Origin of the sequence: Janthinobacterium sp. NKUCC08_JDC (genome assembly GCF_019345575.1) — a bacterium.
Taxonomy (GTDB): Bacteria; Pseudomonadota; Gammaproteobacteria; order Burkholderiales; family Burkholderiaceae_D; genus Janthinobacterium; species Janthinobacterium aestuarii.
The window spans coordinates 209,565-228,972 of the sequence record NZ_JAHKQW010000002.1 but is presented as its reverse complement, the minus strand read 5'-3'; the positions used below and the strand labels follow the sequence as shown (position 1 = coordinate 228,972).

Below are 19,408 nucleotides of genomic sequence, written 5' to 3'. Positions count from 1 at the left end.
TCAGGTCAGGCGGCTTTTCGCCAGCGGCGGATTCTTCGCAAAGTAATTCTTGATGCCCGTGACGATGGCGTCGGCCATCTGGTCCTGATAGCCGTTGTCGGTCAGCTTGGCTTCCTCTTCCGGATTCGAAATAAAAGCCGTCTCGATCAGGATGGAAGGGATGTCCGGCGCTTTGAGCACGGCGAAGCCGGCCTGTTCGACGGAACCCTTGTGCAGGCGGTTGATGCCGCCGATTTCACGCAGCACGGCCTTGCCCAGCTTCATGCTGTCATTGATCTGCGCCGTCGTCGACAGGTCGAGCAGCACGCTGGCCAGCTGCTTGTCGTGGTTTTTCACGTTCACGCCGCCGATCAGGTCGGCCTGGTTTTCCTTGTTGGCCAGCCACCGCGCGGCCGTCGAGGTAGCGCCCTTTTCGGACAGCACGAAGACGGACGAACCGCGCGCCGTCGGCTGGATGAAGGCGTCGGCGTGGATGGAGACGAACAGGTCGGCCTGCACCTTGCGCGCTTTTTCCACGCGCATGCCCAGCGGGACGAAGAAGTCGGCGTCGCGCGTAAGCATGACGCGCATGTTCGGCTGCAGTTCCAGCTTGGTCTTGAGGCGCTTGGCGATGGCCAGTACCACGTCTTTTTCGCGGCTGCCCCGGCTGCCCATGGCGCCCGGGTCTTCGCCGCCGTGGCCGGGATCGAGGGCGATGGTAATCATGCGCACCACTTTCTGGCCAGGCAGGGGGCGCGCTTCGGGGCGCTGTTCCGGACGCACGTCGGGCACGGGCGGCACGATCGGCGTTGCCGGCGTGACGGTGGCCACGGGCGGCTTGCCGCTTTCGGGCAGGGGCAGCGCGGGCGGCGGTGTGTGCGTGTCGGCCATCGGTGGCTTGGCCGGGTCGCTCGACCAGTCGCCCTTTTCGATCATCTGCGCGATCAGGTCCGGTTCGCGCACGGGATACAGGTCGAAGATCAAGCGGTGGTTATAGGAGCCGGCCGGCGGCAGGGTAAACAGCTGCGGCGTGACTTCCTCTTTCAGGTCGAACACCAGGCGCACGACGTTGGGCCGGTTCTGGCCCACGCGCACCTGCTTGATGTACGGGTCGTTCGACTGGATCTTCGCCACCAGGCCCTTCAAGGTGGGATTGAGTTCCAGCCCCTCGATGTCGACCACCAGCCGTTCCGGATCCTTGACGATGAAGTGGGTCGCCTTGAGGATGCTGTCGTTTTCCAGGGTGACGCGTGTGTAGTCCTCGGCCGGCCAGACGCGCACGGCGAGAATTTGCGCCGCCATCGCCGACATGGGCGCGAACACGGACAACAGCAGGGTGCCGCCGGCCTTGAGTACCGTGCGCCGGGTGATGGGCGAGGAGATCAAAGGTTCGGGGCGAATTTGAGACGGTGAAGGCATGACAGACCCAATTCAGAAGACGCTTGCAATTCTACATCACGTCCTGTACCCGCAACGTTCAAATAAATATTCAGGTCGGCCGGCGGCAGTACCGGTTCGGCTTTCTCCGGCCATTCGACGATGCAGATATTGCGGCCGTCGAAGTCTTCGCGAAAGCCTGCATCGAGGAATTCCTCGGCGCTGCCCATGCGGTACAGGTCGAAGTGGATGACGTTGACGCGCTGGCCATCGAGCTGCACCGTGTACGGTTCGGACAAGGTGTAGGTGGGGCTTTTCACGTGGCCCGCATGGCCGGCCGCGTGCAGCAGGGCGCGCGTGAGGGCCGTCTTGCCGGCACCGAGGTCGCCGTGCAGGTAGATCGCCAGGCCCGGCGCCAGCGCGCGCGCCAGCGCGGCGCCCAGCGCGGCGGTGCCGGCTTCGTCGTGGAGGTGGGCTTTGAAGTGTTCGGTCATTATCTTCGGTATCGCATAAAATGGAGGCTGCTGTCATTGTAACCGCCCGCGCGCCTGCCGTTTTCCGTAAAGTCCCTTATGTCCGCCACCGTCACCGATCTCGCCGTCCTGGCGCGCACCATCAAGGAATGGGGGCGCGAGCTGGGTTTTGCCGAGGTGCGCATCGCCGACGTCGACCTGTCGCACATGGAAGCGCCCTTGCAAGCCTGGCTCGATGCAGGGTATCACGGCGAAATGGATTACATGGCCAGCCACGGCATGAAGCGCGCGCGCCCGGCCGAACTGGTGCCGGGCACGGTGCGCGCCATCAGCGCCCGCATGAATTATCTGCCGCCGGCGCTGGGACCGGACTGGCGCGAACGCGAGGCGGCGCGCGACGCCGATCCCGAAGCGGCCGTGATCTCCGTGTACGCGCGCGGCCGCGATTATCACAAGGTGATGCGTTCGCGCCTGCAGCAGCTGGCCGACCGCATCAAGGGCGAGATCGGCGACTTCGGCTACCGCGTCTTCAGCGATTCGGCGCCCGTGATGGAAGTCGAGCTGGCGCAAAAAGGGGGATTGGGCTGGCGCGGCAAGCACACCTTGCTGATCAACCGCCAGGGCGGCTCCTTCTTTTTCCTCGGCGAGATCCTCATCGACGTGCCGCTGCCCGTCGACCCGCCGGAGACCCCGCGCTGCGGCCAGTGCTCGGCGTGCATCACGGTGTGCCCGACGCAAGCCATCCTCGGGCCGTACCAGCTCGACGCGCGCCGCTGCATCTCGTATCTGACCATCGAATTGAAGGGCGCCATTCCCGTCGAGATGCGCCCCCTGATCGGCAACAAGGTGTATGGCTGCGACGATTGCCAGACCGTCTGCCCGTGGAACAAGTTCGCCCAGCGCGCCGTCGTGCCGGACTTCGACGAGCGCCACAGCCTGGGCAGCGCCGGCATGGTGGAGCTGTTCGCCTGGACGGAAGAGGAATTCAACCGCCGCATGGAAGGCAGCGCGATCCGCCGCATCGGCCACGAGCGCTGGCTGCGCAACCTGGCCGTCGGCATGGGCAATGCGGCCGCCAAGGCCAAAGGCCAGGCCGACATCGTCGCGGCCTTGCTGTCGCGCCGCGAGCACCCGTCGGCCATCGTGCGCGAACACGTCGAATGGGCGCTGGCCTTGCACGGCATCGCCTAGACCGTCCTTACACCTGCTTCAGGCGCAGCGCCGACCAGTCCGCGTCGATGGCGACCATCGCCACGCTGTCGAGCCCTGATTCCTGTGCATACAGGCGAATATCGTCGCGGTGGATATCGCTGCCCGCTTTGATTCCACCCTTGCGGTACGCCACCCAGACGGCGCCGCCCGGCGCCAGGCGCGCTTGCGCCGCCGGCAGGAACTGCTCCAGTTCCGCGCGGCTGCGCGCGAACAGCAGTATCCAGTCGGCATTTTGACCTTCCCGTACCACCCGCTCGGCCGGCAACTGCGCCAGCAATTGCTCATGCTCGCCGCCGTCATTGAGCACGGCCAGGGCCGTGGCATTTTTCACATACATTTTGTCAACGGCGGTTTTGTCAGGCATGGCATCGGCGTGTGGAGTGGGAAAAGACGAGCATAACAAATTTTTCCTTGACTTATCGATATATCGTTATAAAATAGCGATACCTACTAACGATATATCTTTAAAGAGAAAACATGAGAAACTCACACCATACAGAACACGGCCACGGCGGCCATCATCATCACGGCCATTGCGGCCAGCATCACCACCACCATCATGGCGAGCATCGCCACGAATACTCCATGCATGGCCGCGGCCCGCGCGGCTTCGACGAGCGCGGTGACGGCATCGGCGGTGGTCCTGGCGGGCGCGGCGGACGTGGCGAACGGGCCGAGCGCGTCTTCGGCCGCGGCGACCTGCCGCTGATCGTGCTGGCGCTGATTGAAATCAGCCCCCGCCATGGCTATGAAATCATCAAGGCCATCGAAGAGCGTTGCGGCGGCGCGTACGCCCCCAGCCCGGGCGCCGTCTATCCCACCTTGACCCTGCTGGAAGAGCAGGACCACGTGACGTCGTCCGAAAGCGCCAGCGGCAAGAAGCTCTACACGATCACGGACCTGGGCCGCGCATATCTCGACGAGAACCGCGCCCAGGTCGACGGCATCCTGGCCCGCCTCGACATGTTTGCCCGCGTCCAGGCGCGCAAGGCCTTGCCCGAGCGCGTGCACCAGGCCATGCACACCTTGAAGCATGCGCTGCTGCTGAACAAGACCAATTGGAGCGACGCGGAAGCCGAGCGCGTCTCCGCCGTGCTGGAACAGGCGGCGAACGCCATCGTCGACGGCCACTGAGCCCACTTTACAAGGATACCCAATGACTACTGTATCAACTACAGCGCCACGCCCGCACGCCATCGAACGCGTGCGGCATGACTTGAAACTGCGCGTGCTCACCGTCGTGCGCACCGAACAGATCACGCCGCACATGCGCCGCATCACGCTGGCGGGCGGCGACCTCGATGGCTTTGTCTCGCCGGCGCACGACGACCACGTGAAACTGTTCTTCCCCGCCCCGGGGCAGACTACTCCCGTGTTCCCCGTGCTGGGCAATGGCCCGAATCCCATCCAGTACGCGCAAGGCGCGCGCCCCATCGCCCGCAACTACACGCCGCGCCGCTACGACGCCGCGCGGCGCGAGCTGGAAATCGACTTCGTGCTGCATGGCGACGGCCCTGCGGCCAGCTGGGCGGCGCAAGCGCAGCCGGGCCAGACCCTGGGCGTGGGCGGTCCGCGCGGCTCGATGCTGGTGCCGCTCGACTTCGACTGGTATGTGCTGGTGGGCGACCAGACGGCCTTGCCGGCCATCGCCCGCCGCCTGGAGCAGCTGCCGGCCACGGCGTGGGCCATTGCCGTGATCGAGATCGTCGAAGACGGCGAGCAGATCGCGCTCGATTGCGCGGCGCAGCTGGAGGTGCGCTGGGTCGCGCGCAATGGCCGCAAGGGACCGCTGCTGCTGGACGCGCTGCGTCAGGTCAAGCTGCCGTCAGAGGGCGACGGCTATGTGTGGGTGGCGTGCGAGCATGCGCAGGTGCAGGGCTTGCGCGGGCACTTTATTGAAGGCGGGGTGCCGAAGCAGCATCTGCATGTGGCCAGTTACTGGAAGCATGGGGCGGCCGAGCATCATGAACATCACGATGAGTGATGGTGGTGTCGGCTTACGCGCTGCGCGCTAAGCCGACCTACGCCTGATGTGCCGCGCCAGCCAGCGGCCCGCTTCGCGCATGAGACGATTGCCTGGTTTTTAACTTTCCAATTGCATATAATATTTTTTTATAGAAATAATATTCAAGGGGGAAATGTTGAAATTACTGTCTTTGAGCGTGCTGGCCGCAGTGCTGATGGGATGCTCGACGCCGCGTCCACCCGTTGTCATGCCGGAATTCCAGCAGGCGGAATATGACGCCTTGCAAAAAACCGGTACTGGCGGTGTCAAGGGCCAGGCCTTCATGAAGACCAAGGGCGGCGAATTCAAGAAGGCCGGTGGCGAGAAGGTCACTTTGCGTCCGAAGACGGAGTATGCCCGCAAGCTGGCCATGCTGCCTGCCTCGCTGTACAAGCGTCAGGTGGTCGGCACCGTCAGCCCGAAGATCCGCGACTATGACCGCACGACCATGGCCGACAGCGACGGCCGGTTCGAATTTACGGAAGTCCCCGATGGCACCTATTACGTCACCACCAACGTGACGTGGTCGGTGTTCTATCCGGGCGCCTTCACGCCCGTCGAAAGCAAGCAGGGCGGCACGCTGACCTCCGAAGTGACGGTGGCGGATGGCAAGGTCTCGACGGTCATGCTGACGCGGTAAGCCCCGTTTCCGTTGTCGCCAACAACCGCGCCCGCTTTACCTTCGTCTTGAGTGGTGGTGTCGGCTTACGCGCTGCGCGCTAAGAAGACCTACGCCTACGCCGACCTGCATTGCAATGTAGGTTGAATTAGCGGCGCGTCAGCGTCGCGTAATCCAACATCAGCGTCATCATTTCAACAACCCCGCCAGCTCCACCGCTGTCTTGACCTGCATCTTGTCGAAGATATGCGCGCGGTGGACTTCCACGGTGCGCATGCTGATGCCCAGCTTGTCGGCCACCACCTTGTTCATCTTGCCCGCCAAAATCAGGTCCAGCACTTCGCGTTCGCGCGTCGACAGCGTGGCCAGGCGCGCGTGCACGGCGGCCAGTTCGCCCGCCTGGCGCGAGTTGGCCAGGCCTTGCTGCACGCGGTCCATCAGGTCATTGTCGTTGAACGGTTTTTCAAAGAAATCGAAGGCGCCCCGTTTCAGGCTGTCGACGGCCATCGGCACGTCGCCGTGGCCGGTGAGGAAGATCACGGGCAGGCGCGCCGTCAGGTCGCGCTTGACCAGCTGGTCGAACATGGCGATGCCGTTCATGTCGGGCATGCGCACGTCGAGCAGCACGCAGTCGCCGGCGGCGTCGAAGTTGCCATCGAGGCTATCGAGAAATTGCTGGGCACTGGCGTAGCTGCGCGCCTCGATGCTGCGCGAGGCGGCCAGCCAGGACAGGGAGTCGCGTACGACCTCTTCGTCGTCGATGATGTGTAGCATGGGGTCTCCGGCTTGTCGTTATGCGTTATTAGTTATTCGTTAGTGCGGCGCGCTTGGCGCGGCCGGCACGCTGAAGGTAAAGATCGTTCCGCCAGCGGGGTTGGCGCCGAAGGTCAGCGCGCCGCCGTGAAATTCGATGGCGGTGCGGCAGATGTTCAGGCCCATGCCCATGCCTTCGGACTTGGTCGAGAAAAACGGCGAAAACAGCCGCTCGGCCACGTCCTGGGGAATGCCATGGCCATGGTCGATCACGTCCACCGTCACCATGCCCTGCTGCGCGTCGTGGCTGGCCCGCAGGCGCATGATACGCCGTCCCGGCGCCGCATCCTGCATGGCCTCGATGGCGTTGCGCGTCAGGTTCAGCAGCACTTGTTCGATCATCACGGGATCGGCGCGCAGCAGCGGCAGGTCCGGCGGCAGCTCTTCCTGGATGGTGACATAGTATTTGCGCGCCTGCAGGTCGATCAGCGCGCGGATGCCGTCGATCAGGGTGCGGATGGCGATATCCTGGCGCTGCGGCTCGCTCTTGCGCACGAAATCGTGCACGCTGCGGATGATCTGGCCGGCCCGCTGCGCCTGCGCGCTGGCCTGTTCCAGCGCCGGCTTCAAGGTGCCCGGATCGACGGGGGCGTCATGGTCGATGGCGCGGCGGATCAAATTCAAGGCGCCCGTCGTGTAGCTGGAAATGGCCGCCAGCGGCTGGTTCAATTCGTGCGCCAGCATCGACGCCAGCTCGCCCATGGTGGCCAGGCGCGAGCTCGTTTGCAGCTTTTCCTGCTGCTGGCGATTGAGTTCCTCGACCCGCTTGCGGTCCGAGATGTCGAGCACGGATCCCATCCATCCCGTCTGCTGGCCATTCTTGTCCACCAGGGGCGCCTCGAAGATCAGCACGGGCACGCGCGTGCCGTCCGGGCGCTGGAAATAGGTTTCGAACTGCGGCGTGGGATTGCCGGCCAGGGCCTTGACGAAGCGCTGCTGGTATTCCTCCAGCGCTTCGGGTACCCAGTAGGGCATGGGCGGCAGGCGCCCGAGGATTTCCTCGGGCGGATAGCCGACGATCTGGCAAAACGCGGGATTCACGTAGGTGACCCTGCCTTCCAGGTCGCGCGCGCGCATGCCCGTCACCAGCGAGTTTTCCATCGCCGTGCGAAACAGCATCTGCTGGCGCAGCGCGCCTTCGGCCACCAGGCGGCGTGAAATATGCCGCCACAGGGCCAGCAAGCTCCACAGCAAACCCAGCGACAGGGCGATGACGGAGCCGACCAGCAGATTGGGCAGCAGCTTGGGCTGGCTTTTCACGCTGTCGGTAAACAGGGTGATGCTGGCGCCGGGCACGTCGAGCGCGCGCTTGTGCGTGTACACGCCGTGACCGGGGCCGGCGGCGGCGCGCCGCGCCAGCACCTTGTCGTCGCGGTCGATCAGCGAAATCTGGTTATCCTGGGCGAACCACCACGGCACCATTTCATCGAGCAGGCTGCTGATCTGGTAGGTGGCGACCAGACTGCCCACATAGCGCTGGCCATCGAACAGGGGCTGGTGGTAATCCATCAGCATGGCGCCCGGCGGCGCGTCGGGAAAGCCCGTCTGCTGCGAAGGCTGGGCATACTGGCCCCGGTGCAAACGGCGCGCATTGTCGGCCGCCGTCAGCGAGGCCGGCGAAAACGACAGCGCGTGCGGCAGACTGTTGTCGCTGGTGGCCAGCACCTTGCCGCTGGTGTCAAGCCACAGCACGCGCTGCAATTCGCGGCCATTGCGCAACATCTGCTGCAGCCGTTCGTGCACTTTTTCCGCGCCCAGCGAGCCGCTGGCGATGTCCACGCCCAGGTTGAACAGGCTTTCCTCGTTGCGCGCCAGCTGGAAGCGGATGGTCTGCTCCACCCACAGCGTATCGGCGATCAGCTGCTCCTGGCGCTCGTTGCTCTCCATCTGGCGCGCCTGCCAGGGCAGCCAGAACAGGATGGACAGGAACAGCAGCAGCAGGATGACGGGCAGCAGCCAGCGCATCGGGCTCGATAGCTTGAAGCGGCGCGCAAGGGTGGGGGGAGTCGGCATGGCTGGCAGGGTAGCGGCTTATCGGGAACCGGCTATTGTGGTTAACCACAATAGCCGAAGCAGTTTCTTTGGCACAATATTCAAGTAGACAAATAATAAAGTTTTTTTAAAAACCACTCAGGAGACAAAAATGCAGATGAAAACCATGTTCGTCGCGCTGTGCGCGGCCATCGGCGCCACCGCCGGCGTCCACGCTTACGCGCAAGCCCCCATCGTCATCAAATTCAGCCACGTCGTGGCGACCGACACGCCGAAAGGCCAGGCCGCCGAGCGCTTCAAGCAGCTGGCCGAAAAAGCCACGAACGGCAAGGTCAAGATCGAACTGTACCCGAACAGCCAGCTGTACAAGGACAAGGAAGAACTCGAAGCGTTGCAGCTGGGCGCCGTGCAGATGCTGGCGCCGTCGCTGGCCAAGTTCGGCCCGCTGGGCGTGAAGGAATTCGAAGCATTCGACCTGCCCTACATCTTCCCCACCAAGACGGCGCTGTACAACGTCACCGAAGGCGAAATCGGCAAGAGCCTGCTGAAAAAACTGGAACCCAAGGGTATCACGGGCCTGGCCTACTGGGACAACGGCTTCAAGGTGATGTCGGCCAACAAGCCGCTGCACATGCCGGCCGACTTCAAGGGCCTGAAAATGCGCATCCAGTCGTCGAAGGTACTTGACGCGCAGATGCGCGCGCTGGGCGCCAATCCGCAAGTGCTGGCCTTCTCGGAAGTGTATCAGGCGCTGCAGACGGGCGTCGTCGACGGCACGGAAAATCCGCCATCGAATATGTACACGCAAAAGATGCATGAAGTGCAAAAGCACGTGACCGTGTCGAACCACGGCTACCTGGGCTATGCCGTCATCGTCAACAAGAAATTCTGGGATGGCTTGCCGCCCGATATCCGCGGCCAGCTGGAAAAAGCCATGCGCGAGGCGACGACGTTTGAAAAAGCCATCGCCCAGCGCGACAACGACCAGGCCCTCGACGCCATCAAGAAAGCGGGCAAGACGCAGATCTATACGCTGACGGTGCAGGAACAGGCCGAGTGGCGCAAGGCGCTGGCGCCCGTGCAGAAGGCCATGGAAGCGCGCATCGGCAAGGATCTGATCTCGGCCATCAACAAGGAAAGCGCGAAGTAAGCGCGCTGGCCGCGCCACCCGGCGCGGCTGTCAGGGATATTCCTGTCTTTCTGCAGCAACGGCACCTGCGCGTCCTGCGCGGGTGCCAGCGTACCCGCATTCTTTGAAAGTCCACCATGAAATTTCTGGATCACCTGGAAGAGTGGCTGATCGCGACCCTGATGGGCGCGGCCACCTTCATCATCTTCGTTGCGGTCGTGCACCGCTACCTGGCGGGCCTGCCGATACCGGGCCTGCAAGACTTCCTGATTCAAATCAATACCAGCTGGGCCCAGGAACTGTGTATCTACATGTTCGTCTGGATGGCCAAGTTCGGCGCCGCATATGGCGTGCGCACGGGCATCCACGTGGGCGTCGATGTGCTGATCAACCGCATGAACCCGCGCTGGCGCGACCGCTTCATCGTCTTCGGCCTGGGCGCCGGCGCCCTGTTTACGGGCATCGTGGGGACCCTGGGTGCCAGCTTCGTGTGGTCGATCGGCCACACGGACCAGACCTCTGCCGACATGGAAATCCCCATGTGGCTGGTGTATCTGGCCGTGCCGCTCGGTTCCTACCTGATGTGCTTCCGCTTCCTGCAAGTGATGGTGCATTTCATCAAGACGGGCGCCTTGCCGAAACACGACCACTCGCATGTCGAGGGGCTGGAAGACGAACTGACGGCTGAAGAAAAAGGAGCCAAGGCATGAACGCGCTGATCATTTTTGTGTTGCTGCTGGCGCTGATGCTGACCGGCATGCCGATTTCCATTTCGCTGGGCCTGACGGTACTGACGTTCCTGTTTACCATGACCAGCGTGCCCATCGAATCGGTGGCCCTGAAGATTTTCACGGGCATCGAGAAATTCGAGATCATGGCCATCCCGTTCTTCATTTTGGCCGGCAACTTCCTCACGCATGGCGGGGTGGCGCGGCGCATGATCAACTTCGCCAGCTCCATGGTCGGTCACTGGCATGGCGGCCTGGCGCTGGCCGGCGTGATGGCGTGCGCGCTGTTTGCGGCCGTGTCCGGTTCCAGCCCCGCCACCGTGGTGGCGATCGGCTCCATCATCCTGCCGGCCATGGTCAAGCAGGGCTATCCGCGCGGTTTCGGCGCCGGCGTCATCACCACCTCGGGCGCGCTGGGCATTCTGATACCGCCATCGATCGTGATGGTGATGTATTCCGTCAGCACGAATACCTCGGTCGGTAAACTGTTCATGGCGGGCGTGATTCCCGGCATGATGCTGGCCATGCTGCTGGGCCTGACCACGTGGTTTTTGGCGCGCAAGCACAACTATCCGCGCATGCAGAAGGCCAGCTGGGGCGAGCGCTTCGTCACGTTCAAGAAGAGCGCCTGGGGCTTGCTGCTGATCGTCATCGTCATGGGCGGCATCTATTCGGGCGCCTTCACGCCGACGGAAGCGGCCGCCATGGCTGCCGTGTACGCCTTCATCATCGCCGTCTTTGTCTACAAGGACTTGAAGATCAAGCAAGTGGGCAAGGTCTTGCTCGATTCGGCCGCCATGTCGGCGATGCTGTTGTACATCATCACGAATGCCGTGCTGTTCTCGTTCCTGATGACCAGTGAAAACATCCCGCAAGCGATGGCCGAGTGGATCACGGGCAAGGGCCTGGGCGTGATCAGCTTCCTGCTGGTGGTCAACGTGCTGCTGTTGTTGGCTGGTAATGTCATGGAACCGTCGTCCATCGTGCTGATCATGGCGCCGATTCTGTTCCCCGTCGCCATGAAGCTGGGCATCGATCCCGTGCACTTCGGCATCCTGATCGTGGTCAACATGGAAGTGGGCATGTGCCATCCGCCCGTGGGCTTGAACCTGTACGTGGCGTCCGGCATCACGAAGATGGGCATTTCGGAGCTGACCGTGGCCGTGATGCCATGGCTGCTGACGATGCTGGCCTTCCTGGGCTTGATCACCTACGTACCACAAATCTCGCTGTGGCTGCCAAATTTAATTTACAACTAAAACAGTTGTCCCCGTCATGGTGCAAAAAAAGTCGATACGGCCGAATAAATGCGCTATGATGGGCAGCCTTAAGGGGGAACACGTATATGCATATGCGCCCCGGTAGCAAGGCTGAAATACAGAATTGGCAACAAGGTTAGTGGGGGAGTGGTCTATAAAAACGGTATTGATACCGGGGATATATTGAGGAGACACACGTTTCACAGAAGTTGTTGAGTCATAGCTGTCTGCGGCCACAAGCCGGCACCGGCGGACCCAAACGACCGGGAACGTGAAGCAATATTTGAAGCGCACCGACTGGTGCGCTTTTTTTTCGTGCGCAGGAAACGTCCGCCGGCACGCCCAAAGTCGGTGCATAATTCCCGTGGCGCCGTTTCCCGCGCCGGCAGGTTGCATATATGCCACACTTGAATAATGATCAGCAGATGAAAAAACAACAGGGTAGTGAACTGTTCAGCGCCATCGTGGCCGCGCCATTCGGCGCCATGGGCGTGCGAGCGCAGGATGGCCAGGTATGCGAACTGGTCTATCTGCCGCCGCACTTTGACGAGAAAGACGCGCAGGATGCCGTCTCCGAGCGGGCCTGCCAGCAACTGGCGCGCTATTTCCGCGATCCCGATTACGTCTTCGACTTGCCACTGGCCGCTTCGGGCAGCGCCTATCAGCAACGGGTGTGGACGGCGATCAGCGGCATTGCGCGCGGCCAGGTGCGCACGTATGGCGACGTGGCGCGCCTGATCGGCTCGGCACCGCGCGCCGTGGGCCAGGCTTGCGGCGCCAACTGGTTTCCCGTGGTGATCCCCTGCCACCGGGTCACGGCCGCTGGCGGCCTGGGCGGCTTTGCCCATCACGACGATGCGACGGGTTTCCACCTGGGCGTCAAGCGCTGGCTGCTGGCGCATGAGGGCGTGGCGGGCATGGGGTGGTCAGCACGATGATGAACAGCCTGCTGGCGCCCGACAACGCCACCCTGATCGATGAATTCTGCGACAGCCTGTGGCTGGAAGACGGCTTGTCGAAAAACTCGCTCGATGCCTACCGGCGCGACATGCGGCTGTTTGCGCGCTGGCTGGAAGTGGCGCGGCCCGGGCGCGAGGGCCTGTACGAAGTCTCCACGGCCGACATCGAGGCGTATTTCGCTGCCCGCCACGACGAGAGCAAGGCCACGTCGTCGAACCGGCGCCTGTCCGTGCTCAAGCGGTTTTACCAGCTGGCCCTGCGGCACAAGCATATCGCCGCCGACCCGTGTCTGAAGATGGTCTCGGCCAAGCAGCCCGCGCGCTTCGTGCATACCCTGAGCGAAGCGCAGGTGGAAGCCTTGCTGGCGGCGCCCGACGTGAGCACGCCGCTGGGCCTGCGCGAGCGCACCATGCTCGAACTCATGTATGCGAGCGGCTTGCGCGTGTCGGAACTGGTGGACTTGAAATCCGTGGAACTGAGCCTCAACGATGGCGTGCTGCGCATCACGGGCAAGGGCAGCAAGACGCGGCTGGTGCCGTTCGGTGAACAGGCGCGGCTGTGGATCGAGCGCTACCTGAAGGAGGCGCGCGGCATCATCCTCGACGGGCAAATGGACGACGCGCTGTTCGTCACGCGGCGCGGGGGCGCCATGACGCGGCAAATGTTCTGGGTCATCATCAAGAAACATGCGCTGAGCGCCGGCATCACGGCGCCGCTGTCGCCGCACACGCTGCGCCATGCGTTCGCCACCCATTTGCTCAACCATGGGGCGGACTTGCGTGTTGTGCAATTGTTACTGGGACACTCCGATATTTCCACCACGCAGATTTACACGCATGTGGCCCGCGAACGGCTGAAACTGCTGCATGCGCAGCATCATCCGCGCGGCTAAACATTTGGTGTTTGCTCCAACTACGTCATAATGTGCCTTATATGCTTATCTGTAACATCTAAAAACTAAAGAGGTAGTAAATGGCCAAGACAAATTTCCAATACGAAAAACGGCAAAAAGAGCTGGAAAAGAAGAAGAAAGCCGAGGAAAAAGCCAGGCGCAAGCTGGAAGCGAAGAACAATCCGAAGCCGGCCGAAGGTGAAGAGGGTGCCGAGGGTGAAGAGCCCGAAGCGGACGATGCGGACGACGCTACCGACGCGCCTGCCCAGCCCCAGTAATTCCCCATGCTTGACGACCGGTGCGGCACCATCGCCGCGCCGGTATCTCCTCGTTCTACTTTCTCCCCGCTACAAGCTCGGCCGCTGGCCGATCGCCAGTTGCAGCTGCGTGCTGGCGATGGCCGCATCGGCGCGCGCCTGCACATAGCCCTGGTACGCTTCATCGGCCGAACGCTGCGCCGCCAGCCATTCCAGCAGCGACGCATTGCCTTTGACGTAAGACAGGCGCATGCCATCGACCACCTTTTGCGCATCGACCAGCACGCCGTCGCGGTAGCGCGCCAGCCTGTCCTGCGCCGCACGCAATTGCCGCTGCGCCGTGCGCACCTGCGTTTCCGCCGTCAGTTCCGCCTGGCGCAAGGCCAGCATCGCCTGCGTGACACTTGATTCCGCCTGCACGATGTCGCCCGTGTCGCGCCGCGACAGGGGGATGGGAATGGCCAGCGAGATGGACAGTGCGCGCGAGCGGGCCGCGCCTTCAACGGGATTGCCGCTGCCATCGATGCCGTCATGGTAGCCGCGCGCGGCGGCCAGGCCCACGGTCACGGTCGGGTCGACGGCGCGGTTGGCGCGCACGAGGGCCGCGCCGTCGCGCAGATTGTCCACGGTGGCGCGGGCGATGCGCACGTCGCTGCGGGCCTCGAGCGCTTGCGGCACCAGCACCCTGGCATCCTTGTCTTCGTATACAGCGAAGTCGCAGGCCAGCTGCGCGTCCGGAAACAGCGCATCGAACTGGCGCCCCAGGGGCGGCGACAAATTCAACATGGCGCTGTCCGCCTCGCTGCGCGCCTGCGCCAGCTCGGCCTGGAACTGGTCGCGTTCCACGCGCGACTGCAGCAGCTCGATGCCGCCCACGTCGCCCGCCTTGCGCCGCACGGCGTTCGCCTCGACCACTTTCGACAAGGCCGCCATGGTCTGCTCCTTGCGCGCTGCGACGTCGCGCGTGCGGCACGCTTCCGTGAACGCGGTGGCGGCCGTGTGATACAGCTCGCTCTTGAAGCCGGCCACCGTTTCCTCGGCCAGCGCGACACTGCTGTGCGCCGCTTTTAACCGCGCGGCGCGCTTGCCGCCCGTCTCGATGGCCATGCTGATGGCCGGGTTCCACGTGACGGGACGGTGTTCGGCGTTGCGCACGGTTTCGCGCGTGGCACCCAGAGTGAACTCGGGATCGGGACGCAGGCCGGCGATGCCGATGCCGGCCTTGGCCGAGACGATGCCTTCCTGCTGCGCCCGCAGTTCCAGGCTGTGGTTTTCCACGGCGGACAGGTAAGTGTCAAAGCTCAAGGGCGTGGCAAAGGCGCCGGGCGCGATCAGCCAGGCCGCCACCAGTACATTAAAACGTGTCATGGGTCTCTCCTTCGGTATGCGTCTGGCGTTTTTGCAGGTGCGCCTCGATCAGGTAATACAGGGCCGGCAACAGCAGCAGGGTGAGGGCGGTGGCCGTCACCAGGCCGCCCACGACGACGGTGGCCAGCGGGCGCTGCACATCGCTGCCCAGGCCCGTCGCCAGCATGGCCGGCGTCAGGCCCAGGGCGGCCACGGTGGCCGTCATCAGCACGGGGCGCATGCGGTCGCGCGCGCCTTCGAGCACGGCGTCGCGCAAGCTCTTGCCCTCCTCACTGCGCAAGCGGTTGATCTGCGCCAGCATCAGCACGGCATTCAGGACGGCCACGCCGAACAGGGCGATGAAGCCGACGGCGCTCGATACATTCAAGGTCATGCCGCGCAAATGCAGCGCGGCCAGGCCGCCCAGCATGGCCAGCGGCACGGCCAGCAAGACCAGCGCGGGCTGGCGCAGGTTGCGGAACTGGCCAAACAGCAGCAGGAACATGGCGCCCAGGGTCATCGGCAGGATCAGCGCCAAACGGCTTTGCGCGCGCTGCAGGTTTTCGAACTGGCCGCCCCATTCGACGCTGATGCGCTGGTGCTCGCCTGCTACGGTTTGCGCCACCAGCGGGCGCGCTTCGGCCAGGAAGCCGGCCAGGTCGCGCCCGCGGGCGTTGAGGCGCACGATGATGTGGCGCCGTCCCATTTCACGCACGATCACGCTTTCGCCCGAGGTGGTGCTGATGGTGGCTACCTGCGCCAGCGGCACCTTCGCACCGTTGGCGGCCGTGAGCTTCAGGCTGGCGATGGCGTCCGGGCTGGAGCGCGTGGCGGGCGGGAAGCGTACGGCGATGTCGTAGCTTTTCTCGCCCACATACACCTGGCCGATGGGCGCGCCGCCGATGCCGGTGGAAATCAGGTCGGCCACGTCGGCCGCGTTGATGCCGTAGCGGGCCGCCTTGGCGCGGTCCAGCTCCACCTTCAGGTTGGGCAAGGGCGGCTCGACGTCCACGGCCACGTCGGAGGCGCCGGGGACAGTCTTCAGGACATTGGCTACCTTGCCGGCGATGGCGCGCACTTCATCGAGGTCATTGCCGAAGATTTTCACCGTCAGGTCGCTGTGGGCGCCCGACAATTTATCCTGCACGCCATCGATCATCGGCTGCATGAAGGCCACGGTGATGCCCGGCATGCGGGCGAAGCGTGCATTCATTTTCGCGATCAGCTGCTGCTTGCTCATGCCCGACTTCCAGCTTTTGTACGGATGCAGTCCTACGCTCGCCTCGATGTGCGACGGCGTCCAGTAATCGGTGCCGTCGTCGTTGCGTCCCGTTTGCGTGACGATGGTCGACACTTCCGGGAATTCCAGCGCGGCGCGCCGCAGTTCGCTGGCCATTTCGGACGCCTTGTCGAGGGTGATCCCGGGCGGCATCTGCACCTGCAGCCACAAGGAGCCCTCATCGAGGTACGGTAAAAAGTCGCGCCCGATGCTGCCGCCCAGGATGGCAAGCGCTGCGAGCGATCCTGCGCACACCATCGCCACCCAGCGCTTGCTGCCCACCATGCGTTCGAGGAAGCGGCCATACGCGCCCGCCAGCGTGTCCAGCACGCGGTTGTGGAAGGTACGGCGCGGCTTGCGCAAGGCCAGCCAGGCCAGGCCCGGGATCAGCACCAGCGCCACCACCAGCGCACCTACGAGCGCCGCGCCCACCGCATACGCCATCGGCGAAAACAGCTTGTATTCGATGCGCTGGAAAGCGAACAGGGGCAGATAGGCGGCGATGATGACGGCCATGCCGAACATGATGGGACGCGCCACTTGCAGGGTCGCGTCGATGGCGTCCTGCAGGCTGAGGGGCCGCTCCTGATCCCGTTCGCGGCGGCGCAGCATGTTTTCCAGTACCACCACGGAACCATCGACGAGGATGCCGAAGTCGATCGCCCCCAAGGACAGCAAATTGGCGGGAATCCTAAAATGGTGCATGAAGATAAAGGCGATCAGCAGGGCCAGCGGAATCGTCAGCGCGACGATGGCGGCCGCGCGGGGGCTGCCCAGGTACAGCAGCAGCACGAGGGCGACGAGCAGCATGCCTTCGCCCAAGGTAAATCCCACCGTGTGCAGGGTGGCGTCGATCAGCGAGCTGCGGTCCAGGTAGGGCACGACCTTGACGTCCTTCGGCAGCACATGGTCGTTCAAGTCGTCCACGGCCGCATGGATGCCGGCCAGCGCTTCGGACGGATTGAAATCCTTGAGCAGCAGGGTGATGCCTTCGATGGTGTCGGGGTTGCTGTCCTTGCCGAGGATGCCGCGCCGTTCCACGTTGCCGTAAGCAAGCTTGCCCAGGTCCTTCACCAGCACGGGCACGCCATCCTTGCTGCTGACGACGACGTTGCCCATGTCGGCTAGCGTATGGAGCAAGCCCACGCCGCGCACCACGTACGATTGCTGGCCGCGGTCGATCACGCTGCCGCCGCCGCTGATGTTGTTGGCATTGATGGCGTCCTTGACCTGCGCCAGCGAGAAGCCGTAGCTGTCCAGCTTTGCGGGATCGAGTTCCAGCATGAACTGCGTCGTCAGACCGCCGAAATTGCTGACGTCCGCCACGCCGCGCACCTGCTGCAAGCGGGGGATCACGGTCCAGAACTGCAGCTCGGACAGTTCGCGCAGCGAGCGTGTTGTCGATTCCAGCGTGTAGCGGAAGATCTCGCCCGTGGGCGAGGTATAGGGATCGAGCCCCGGCTTGGCATCGTAGGGCAGGTTCACGCTGGCCAGGCGCTCCTGCAGCCGCTCGCGTGTGAAGTAGCCGTCGCTGCCATCTTCGAACACCACGGTGATCAAGGACAGCGCGAACAGGCTGCGCGTGCGCAGCACGTGCATGCCCGGTGTGCCCAGCAGCGCGCGTTCGAGGGGAATCGTGATCTGCTGCTCGATTTCCTCGGCGCCCAGTCCCGGCACCTGCGTGACGATTTGCGAGGTGACGTCGGCGATGTCGGGATAGGCTTCGATGGGCAGCTGCTTCCAGCAATAGACGCCATAGGCGGCAACGAACAGCAGCACGAGCCAGACGATGCCGCGCCGCTGGCAGCAGGTGGCGATGAAACGGTCAATCATTGAGCAGCACTCCTTCCTTGACGACGATGCGTTCACCCGCGCGCAAGCCCGAGACGATTTCCACTTGCTCGCCATGGCTGGCGCCCACCTGCACCGTGCGCGGTTCGAAATGCAGCGGGCTGCGCTCCACCATCACGCGCGTCGATGGTCCGCTTTGCAGGACGGCGGCGGCCGGCACGAGCAGGGCGCGGCGGCTGGCGCCGGCAAATCCCGCGTGGGCGAACATGCCCGGCTTGAAGGCGCCGGCGCGGTTGTCGATGGCCACGCGCACCTTCACCGTGCGCGTTTCGGGATCGAGCACGGCGCCGACATACGCGACCTTGCCCTCGAAAGCCTTGCCGGGCCAGGCGTCGACGGTGATGCGGGTCGCTTGGCCCACGGCCACCTGCGCCAGGTCCCGCTCGGCCACATTGGCCGACAGCCACACGGTGGAGAGATCTGCCACCGTCATGACGGGGGCGTTGATATCGTTCCAGTAGCCGCCCTGGGCGCCTTCCATGGCGATCACGGTGCCGGCGATCGGTGAACGCAGCACATAGTCGCGGCGGGTGCCGCGCGCGCCGGCGCCGTACTGGGCCAGCTTGTCGGCGCTGGCCCGGGCGTCGCTGCCGGCCTGGTCGTAGGCTGCCTGGGCCGCTTCGTACTCCTTGCGCGCGGCGATTTCCGCATCGAACAGCGTCTTCTGGCGCTCGAGTTCCTGGCGCGCCTGCAGCAGGATGGACTTGGCCTTGCTGTCGTCCGCGTAGGCGGCGCTCAGTTCCGCCGAATCGAGCGTGAACAGCGGGTCTCCCGCCTTCACGCTGTCGCCCAGCGCGCGCTGCAAGCGCGTGATGCGCCCGGCCAGCGGCGGCGTGATTTTCACCAGCTTTTCCGGCATCGCCTCGATGCTGCCGGGCGCCTGCGTCTGCGTGGCGATCTCCTGTTCCTGTACGGGCGCGATCTGCAGGCGCTGGCGCAGCGGCGACATCTTGTCGACGGCGATGCTGCCATCATCCAGGTGCATGGCCTGGGGGGGCGGCGTGGCTGCCGCTGTCGGCTTGGCGCAGCCGGCCAGGGCCGAACAGGCGAGAGCGAGGGCGCAGCTGGCGCCCAGGGCGTTGCGGGTGGTCGTGTTCATCCCGTGTTTCCTTGTTATTGATGGTGATGGGGCATGCGTGGATGCCGTGCCCAGGCGGGCAAGAGAGGGGCGCAGGTGGCGCAGGCAGCGTCACTACAGCGCCGGGAAAGCATAGCAATGTGCTCCTGAAGAAGCGC

18 protein-coding genes are annotated in these 19,408 nt (G+C 64.0%); 10 read left to right on the top strand and 8 right to left on the bottom strand.

Features of this window, described 5'->3' with window-relative positions; all coding sequences use genetic code 11:
- Both KO538_RS07035 and tsaE read right to left on the bottom strand, forming a co-directional pair.
- Positions 1–1,398 (bottom strand): N-acetylmuramoyl-L-alanine amidase, encoded by a 1,398-nt coding sequence (locus tag KO538_RS07035; RefSeq protein ID WP_070301249.1) that lies wholly within the window; start codon positions 1,396–1,398, stop codon positions 1–3.
- Positions 1,362–1,850 (bottom strand): tRNA (adenosine(37)-N6)-threonylcarbamoyltransferase complex ATPase subunit type 1 TsaE, encoded by a 489-nt coding sequence (gene tsaE / locus KO538_RS07030; protein WP_034746843.1) that lies wholly within the window; start codon positions 1,848–1,850, stop codon positions 1,362–1,364. The genes KO538_RS07035 and tsaE overlap by 37 nt, the downstream gene beginning before the upstream one ends.
- A 78-nt stretch (positions 1,851–1,928) precedes the next feature.
- Between tsaE and queG the strand changes: the two genes are divergently transcribed.
- The gene (gene queG, locus KO538_RS07025; protein ID WP_070301251.1) at positions 1,929–3,020 is read left to right on the top strand and encodes a tRNA epoxyqueuosine(34) reductase QueG; all 1,092 of its coding nucleotides are present in this window, start codon (positions 1,929–1,931) and stop codon (positions 3,018–3,020) included.
- A 7-nt stretch (positions 3,021–3,027) separates the two neighbouring features.
- On the opposite strand, the gene KO538_RS07020 is transcribed toward queG, so the two are convergent.
- A complete protein-coding gene (locus KO538_RS07020; protein ID WP_219327877.1) occupies positions 3,028–3,405 on the bottom strand; it encodes a DUF3052 family protein in 378 nt (125 codons plus the stop codon).
- A 221-nt stretch (positions 3,406–3,626) separates the two neighbouring features.
- Here KO538_RS07020 and KO538_RS07015 point away from each other — a divergent pair, with 221 nt between their 5' ends.
- The 3 genes from KO538_RS07015 (at position 3,627) to KO538_RS07005 (ending at position 5,686) form a co-directional block, all read left to right on the top strand.
- The gene (locus KO538_RS07015) at positions 3,627–4,175 is read left to right on the top strand and encodes a PadR family transcriptional regulator (RefSeq protein ID WP_219327876.1); all 549 of its coding nucleotides are present in this window, start codon (positions 3,627–3,629) and stop codon (positions 4,173–4,175) included.
- A gap of 22 nt (positions 4,176–4,197) precedes the next feature.
- Positions 4,198–5,025 (top strand): siderophore-interacting protein, encoded by an 828-nt coding sequence (locus KO538_RS07010; RefSeq protein WP_219327875.1) that lies wholly within the window; start codon positions 4,198–4,200, stop codon positions 5,023–5,025.
- Between the two features lie 154 nt (positions 5,026–5,179).
- Positions 5,180–5,686 carry a carboxypeptidase-like regulatory domain-containing protein gene (locus KO538_RS07005; RefSeq protein ID WP_072455108.1) on the top strand — a complete coding sequence of 169 codons (507 nt, stop codon included), beginning with the start codon at positions 5,180–5,182 and terminating at the stop codon, positions 5,684–5,686.
- Positions 5,687–5,854: 168 nt separating this feature from the next.
- On the opposite strand, the gene KO538_RS07000 is transcribed toward KO538_RS07005, so the two are convergent.
- Together KO538_RS07000 and KO538_RS06995 are read right to left on the bottom strand one after the other, a co-directional pair.
- Positions 5,855–6,439 (bottom strand): response regulator transcription factor, encoded by a 585-nt coding sequence (locus KO538_RS07000; protein ID WP_070301256.1) that lies wholly within the window; start codon positions 6,437–6,439, stop codon positions 5,855–5,857.
- Between the two features lie 39 nt (positions 6,440–6,478).
- The gene (locus KO538_RS06995; protein WP_072455110.1) at positions 6,479–8,491 is read right to left on the bottom strand and encodes a PAS domain S-box protein; all 2,013 of its coding nucleotides are present in this window, start codon (positions 8,489–8,491) and stop codon (positions 6,479–6,481) included.
- A 136-nt stretch (positions 8,492–8,627) separates the two neighbouring features.
- On the opposite strand from KO538_RS06995, the gene KO538_RS06990 reads away from it, so the two are divergent.
- The 6 genes from KO538_RS06990 (at position 8,628) to KO538_RS06965 (ending at position 13,716) form a co-directional block, all read left to right on the top strand.
- Positions 8,628–9,620 carry a TRAP transporter substrate-binding protein gene (locus tag KO538_RS06990; protein WP_374106839.1) on the top strand — a complete coding sequence of 331 codons (993 nt, stop codon included), beginning with the start codon at positions 8,628–8,630 and terminating at the stop codon, positions 9,618–9,620.
- 116 nt (positions 9,621–9,736) lie between these two features.
- On the top strand, positions 9,737–10,309 hold the full coding sequence (locus KO538_RS06985; RefSeq protein ID WP_034746865.1) for a TRAP transporter small permease: 573 nt from the start codon (positions 9,737–9,739) through the stop codon (positions 10,307–10,309).
- The gene (locus KO538_RS06980) at positions 10,306–11,586 is read left to right on the top strand and encodes a TRAP transporter large permease (RefSeq protein WP_070223052.1); all 1,281 of its coding nucleotides are present in this window, start codon (positions 10,306–10,308) and stop codon (positions 11,584–11,586) included. The genes KO538_RS06985 and KO538_RS06980 overlap by 4 nt, the downstream gene beginning before the upstream one ends.
- A gap of 425 nt (positions 11,587–12,011) precedes the next feature.
- Positions 12,012–12,524: a methylated-DNA--[protein]-cysteine S-methyltransferase gene (locus KO538_RS06975; RefSeq protein ID WP_219327874.1), complete on the top strand. Its 513-nt coding sequence runs from the start codon at positions 12,012–12,014 to the stop codon at positions 12,522–12,524.
- Complete coding sequence (gene xerD, locus KO538_RS06970) at positions 12,521–13,438, top strand: site-specific tyrosine recombinase XerD (RefSeq protein ID WP_225242529.1); 918 nt, start codon at positions 12,521–12,523, stop codon at positions 13,436–13,438. The genes KO538_RS06975 and xerD overlap by 4 nt, the downstream gene beginning before the upstream one ends.
- Positions 13,439–13,518: 80 nt before the next feature.
- Positions 13,519–13,716: a hypothetical protein gene (locus KO538_RS06965; protein WP_070301258.1), complete on the top strand. Its 198-nt coding sequence runs from the start codon at positions 13,519–13,521 to the stop codon at positions 13,714–13,716.
- A 69-nt stretch (positions 13,717–13,785) separates the two neighbouring features.
- Here the strand turns inward: KO538_RS06965 and KO538_RS06960 are convergent, their stop codons facing one another.
- Genes KO538_RS06960 through KO538_RS06950 form a run of 3 tightly spaced genes read right to left on the bottom strand, consistent with a single transcriptional unit; the run spans position 13,786 to position 19,271 of the window.
- Positions 13,786–15,063, bottom strand: a complete 1,278-nt coding sequence (locus KO538_RS06960) for a TolC family protein (protein ID WP_219327873.1) — start codon at positions 15,061–15,063, stop codon at positions 13,786–13,788.
- Positions 15,050–18,154, bottom strand: coding sequence for an efflux RND transporter permease subunit (locus tag KO538_RS06955; protein ID WP_219327872.1), 3,105 nt, complete (start codon positions 18,152–18,154; stop codon positions 15,050–15,052). The genes KO538_RS06960 and KO538_RS06955 overlap by 14 nt, the downstream gene beginning before the upstream one ends.
- Positions 18,147–19,271 (bottom strand): efflux RND transporter periplasmic adaptor subunit, encoded by a 1,125-nt coding sequence (locus KO538_RS06950; RefSeq protein ID WP_219327871.1) that lies wholly within the window; start codon positions 19,269–19,271, stop codon positions 18,147–18,149. Before KO538_RS06950 ends, KO538_RS06955 begins: the two co-directional genes overlap by 8 nt.
- Between the last annotated feature and the right edge of the window lie 137 nt (positions 19,272–19,408).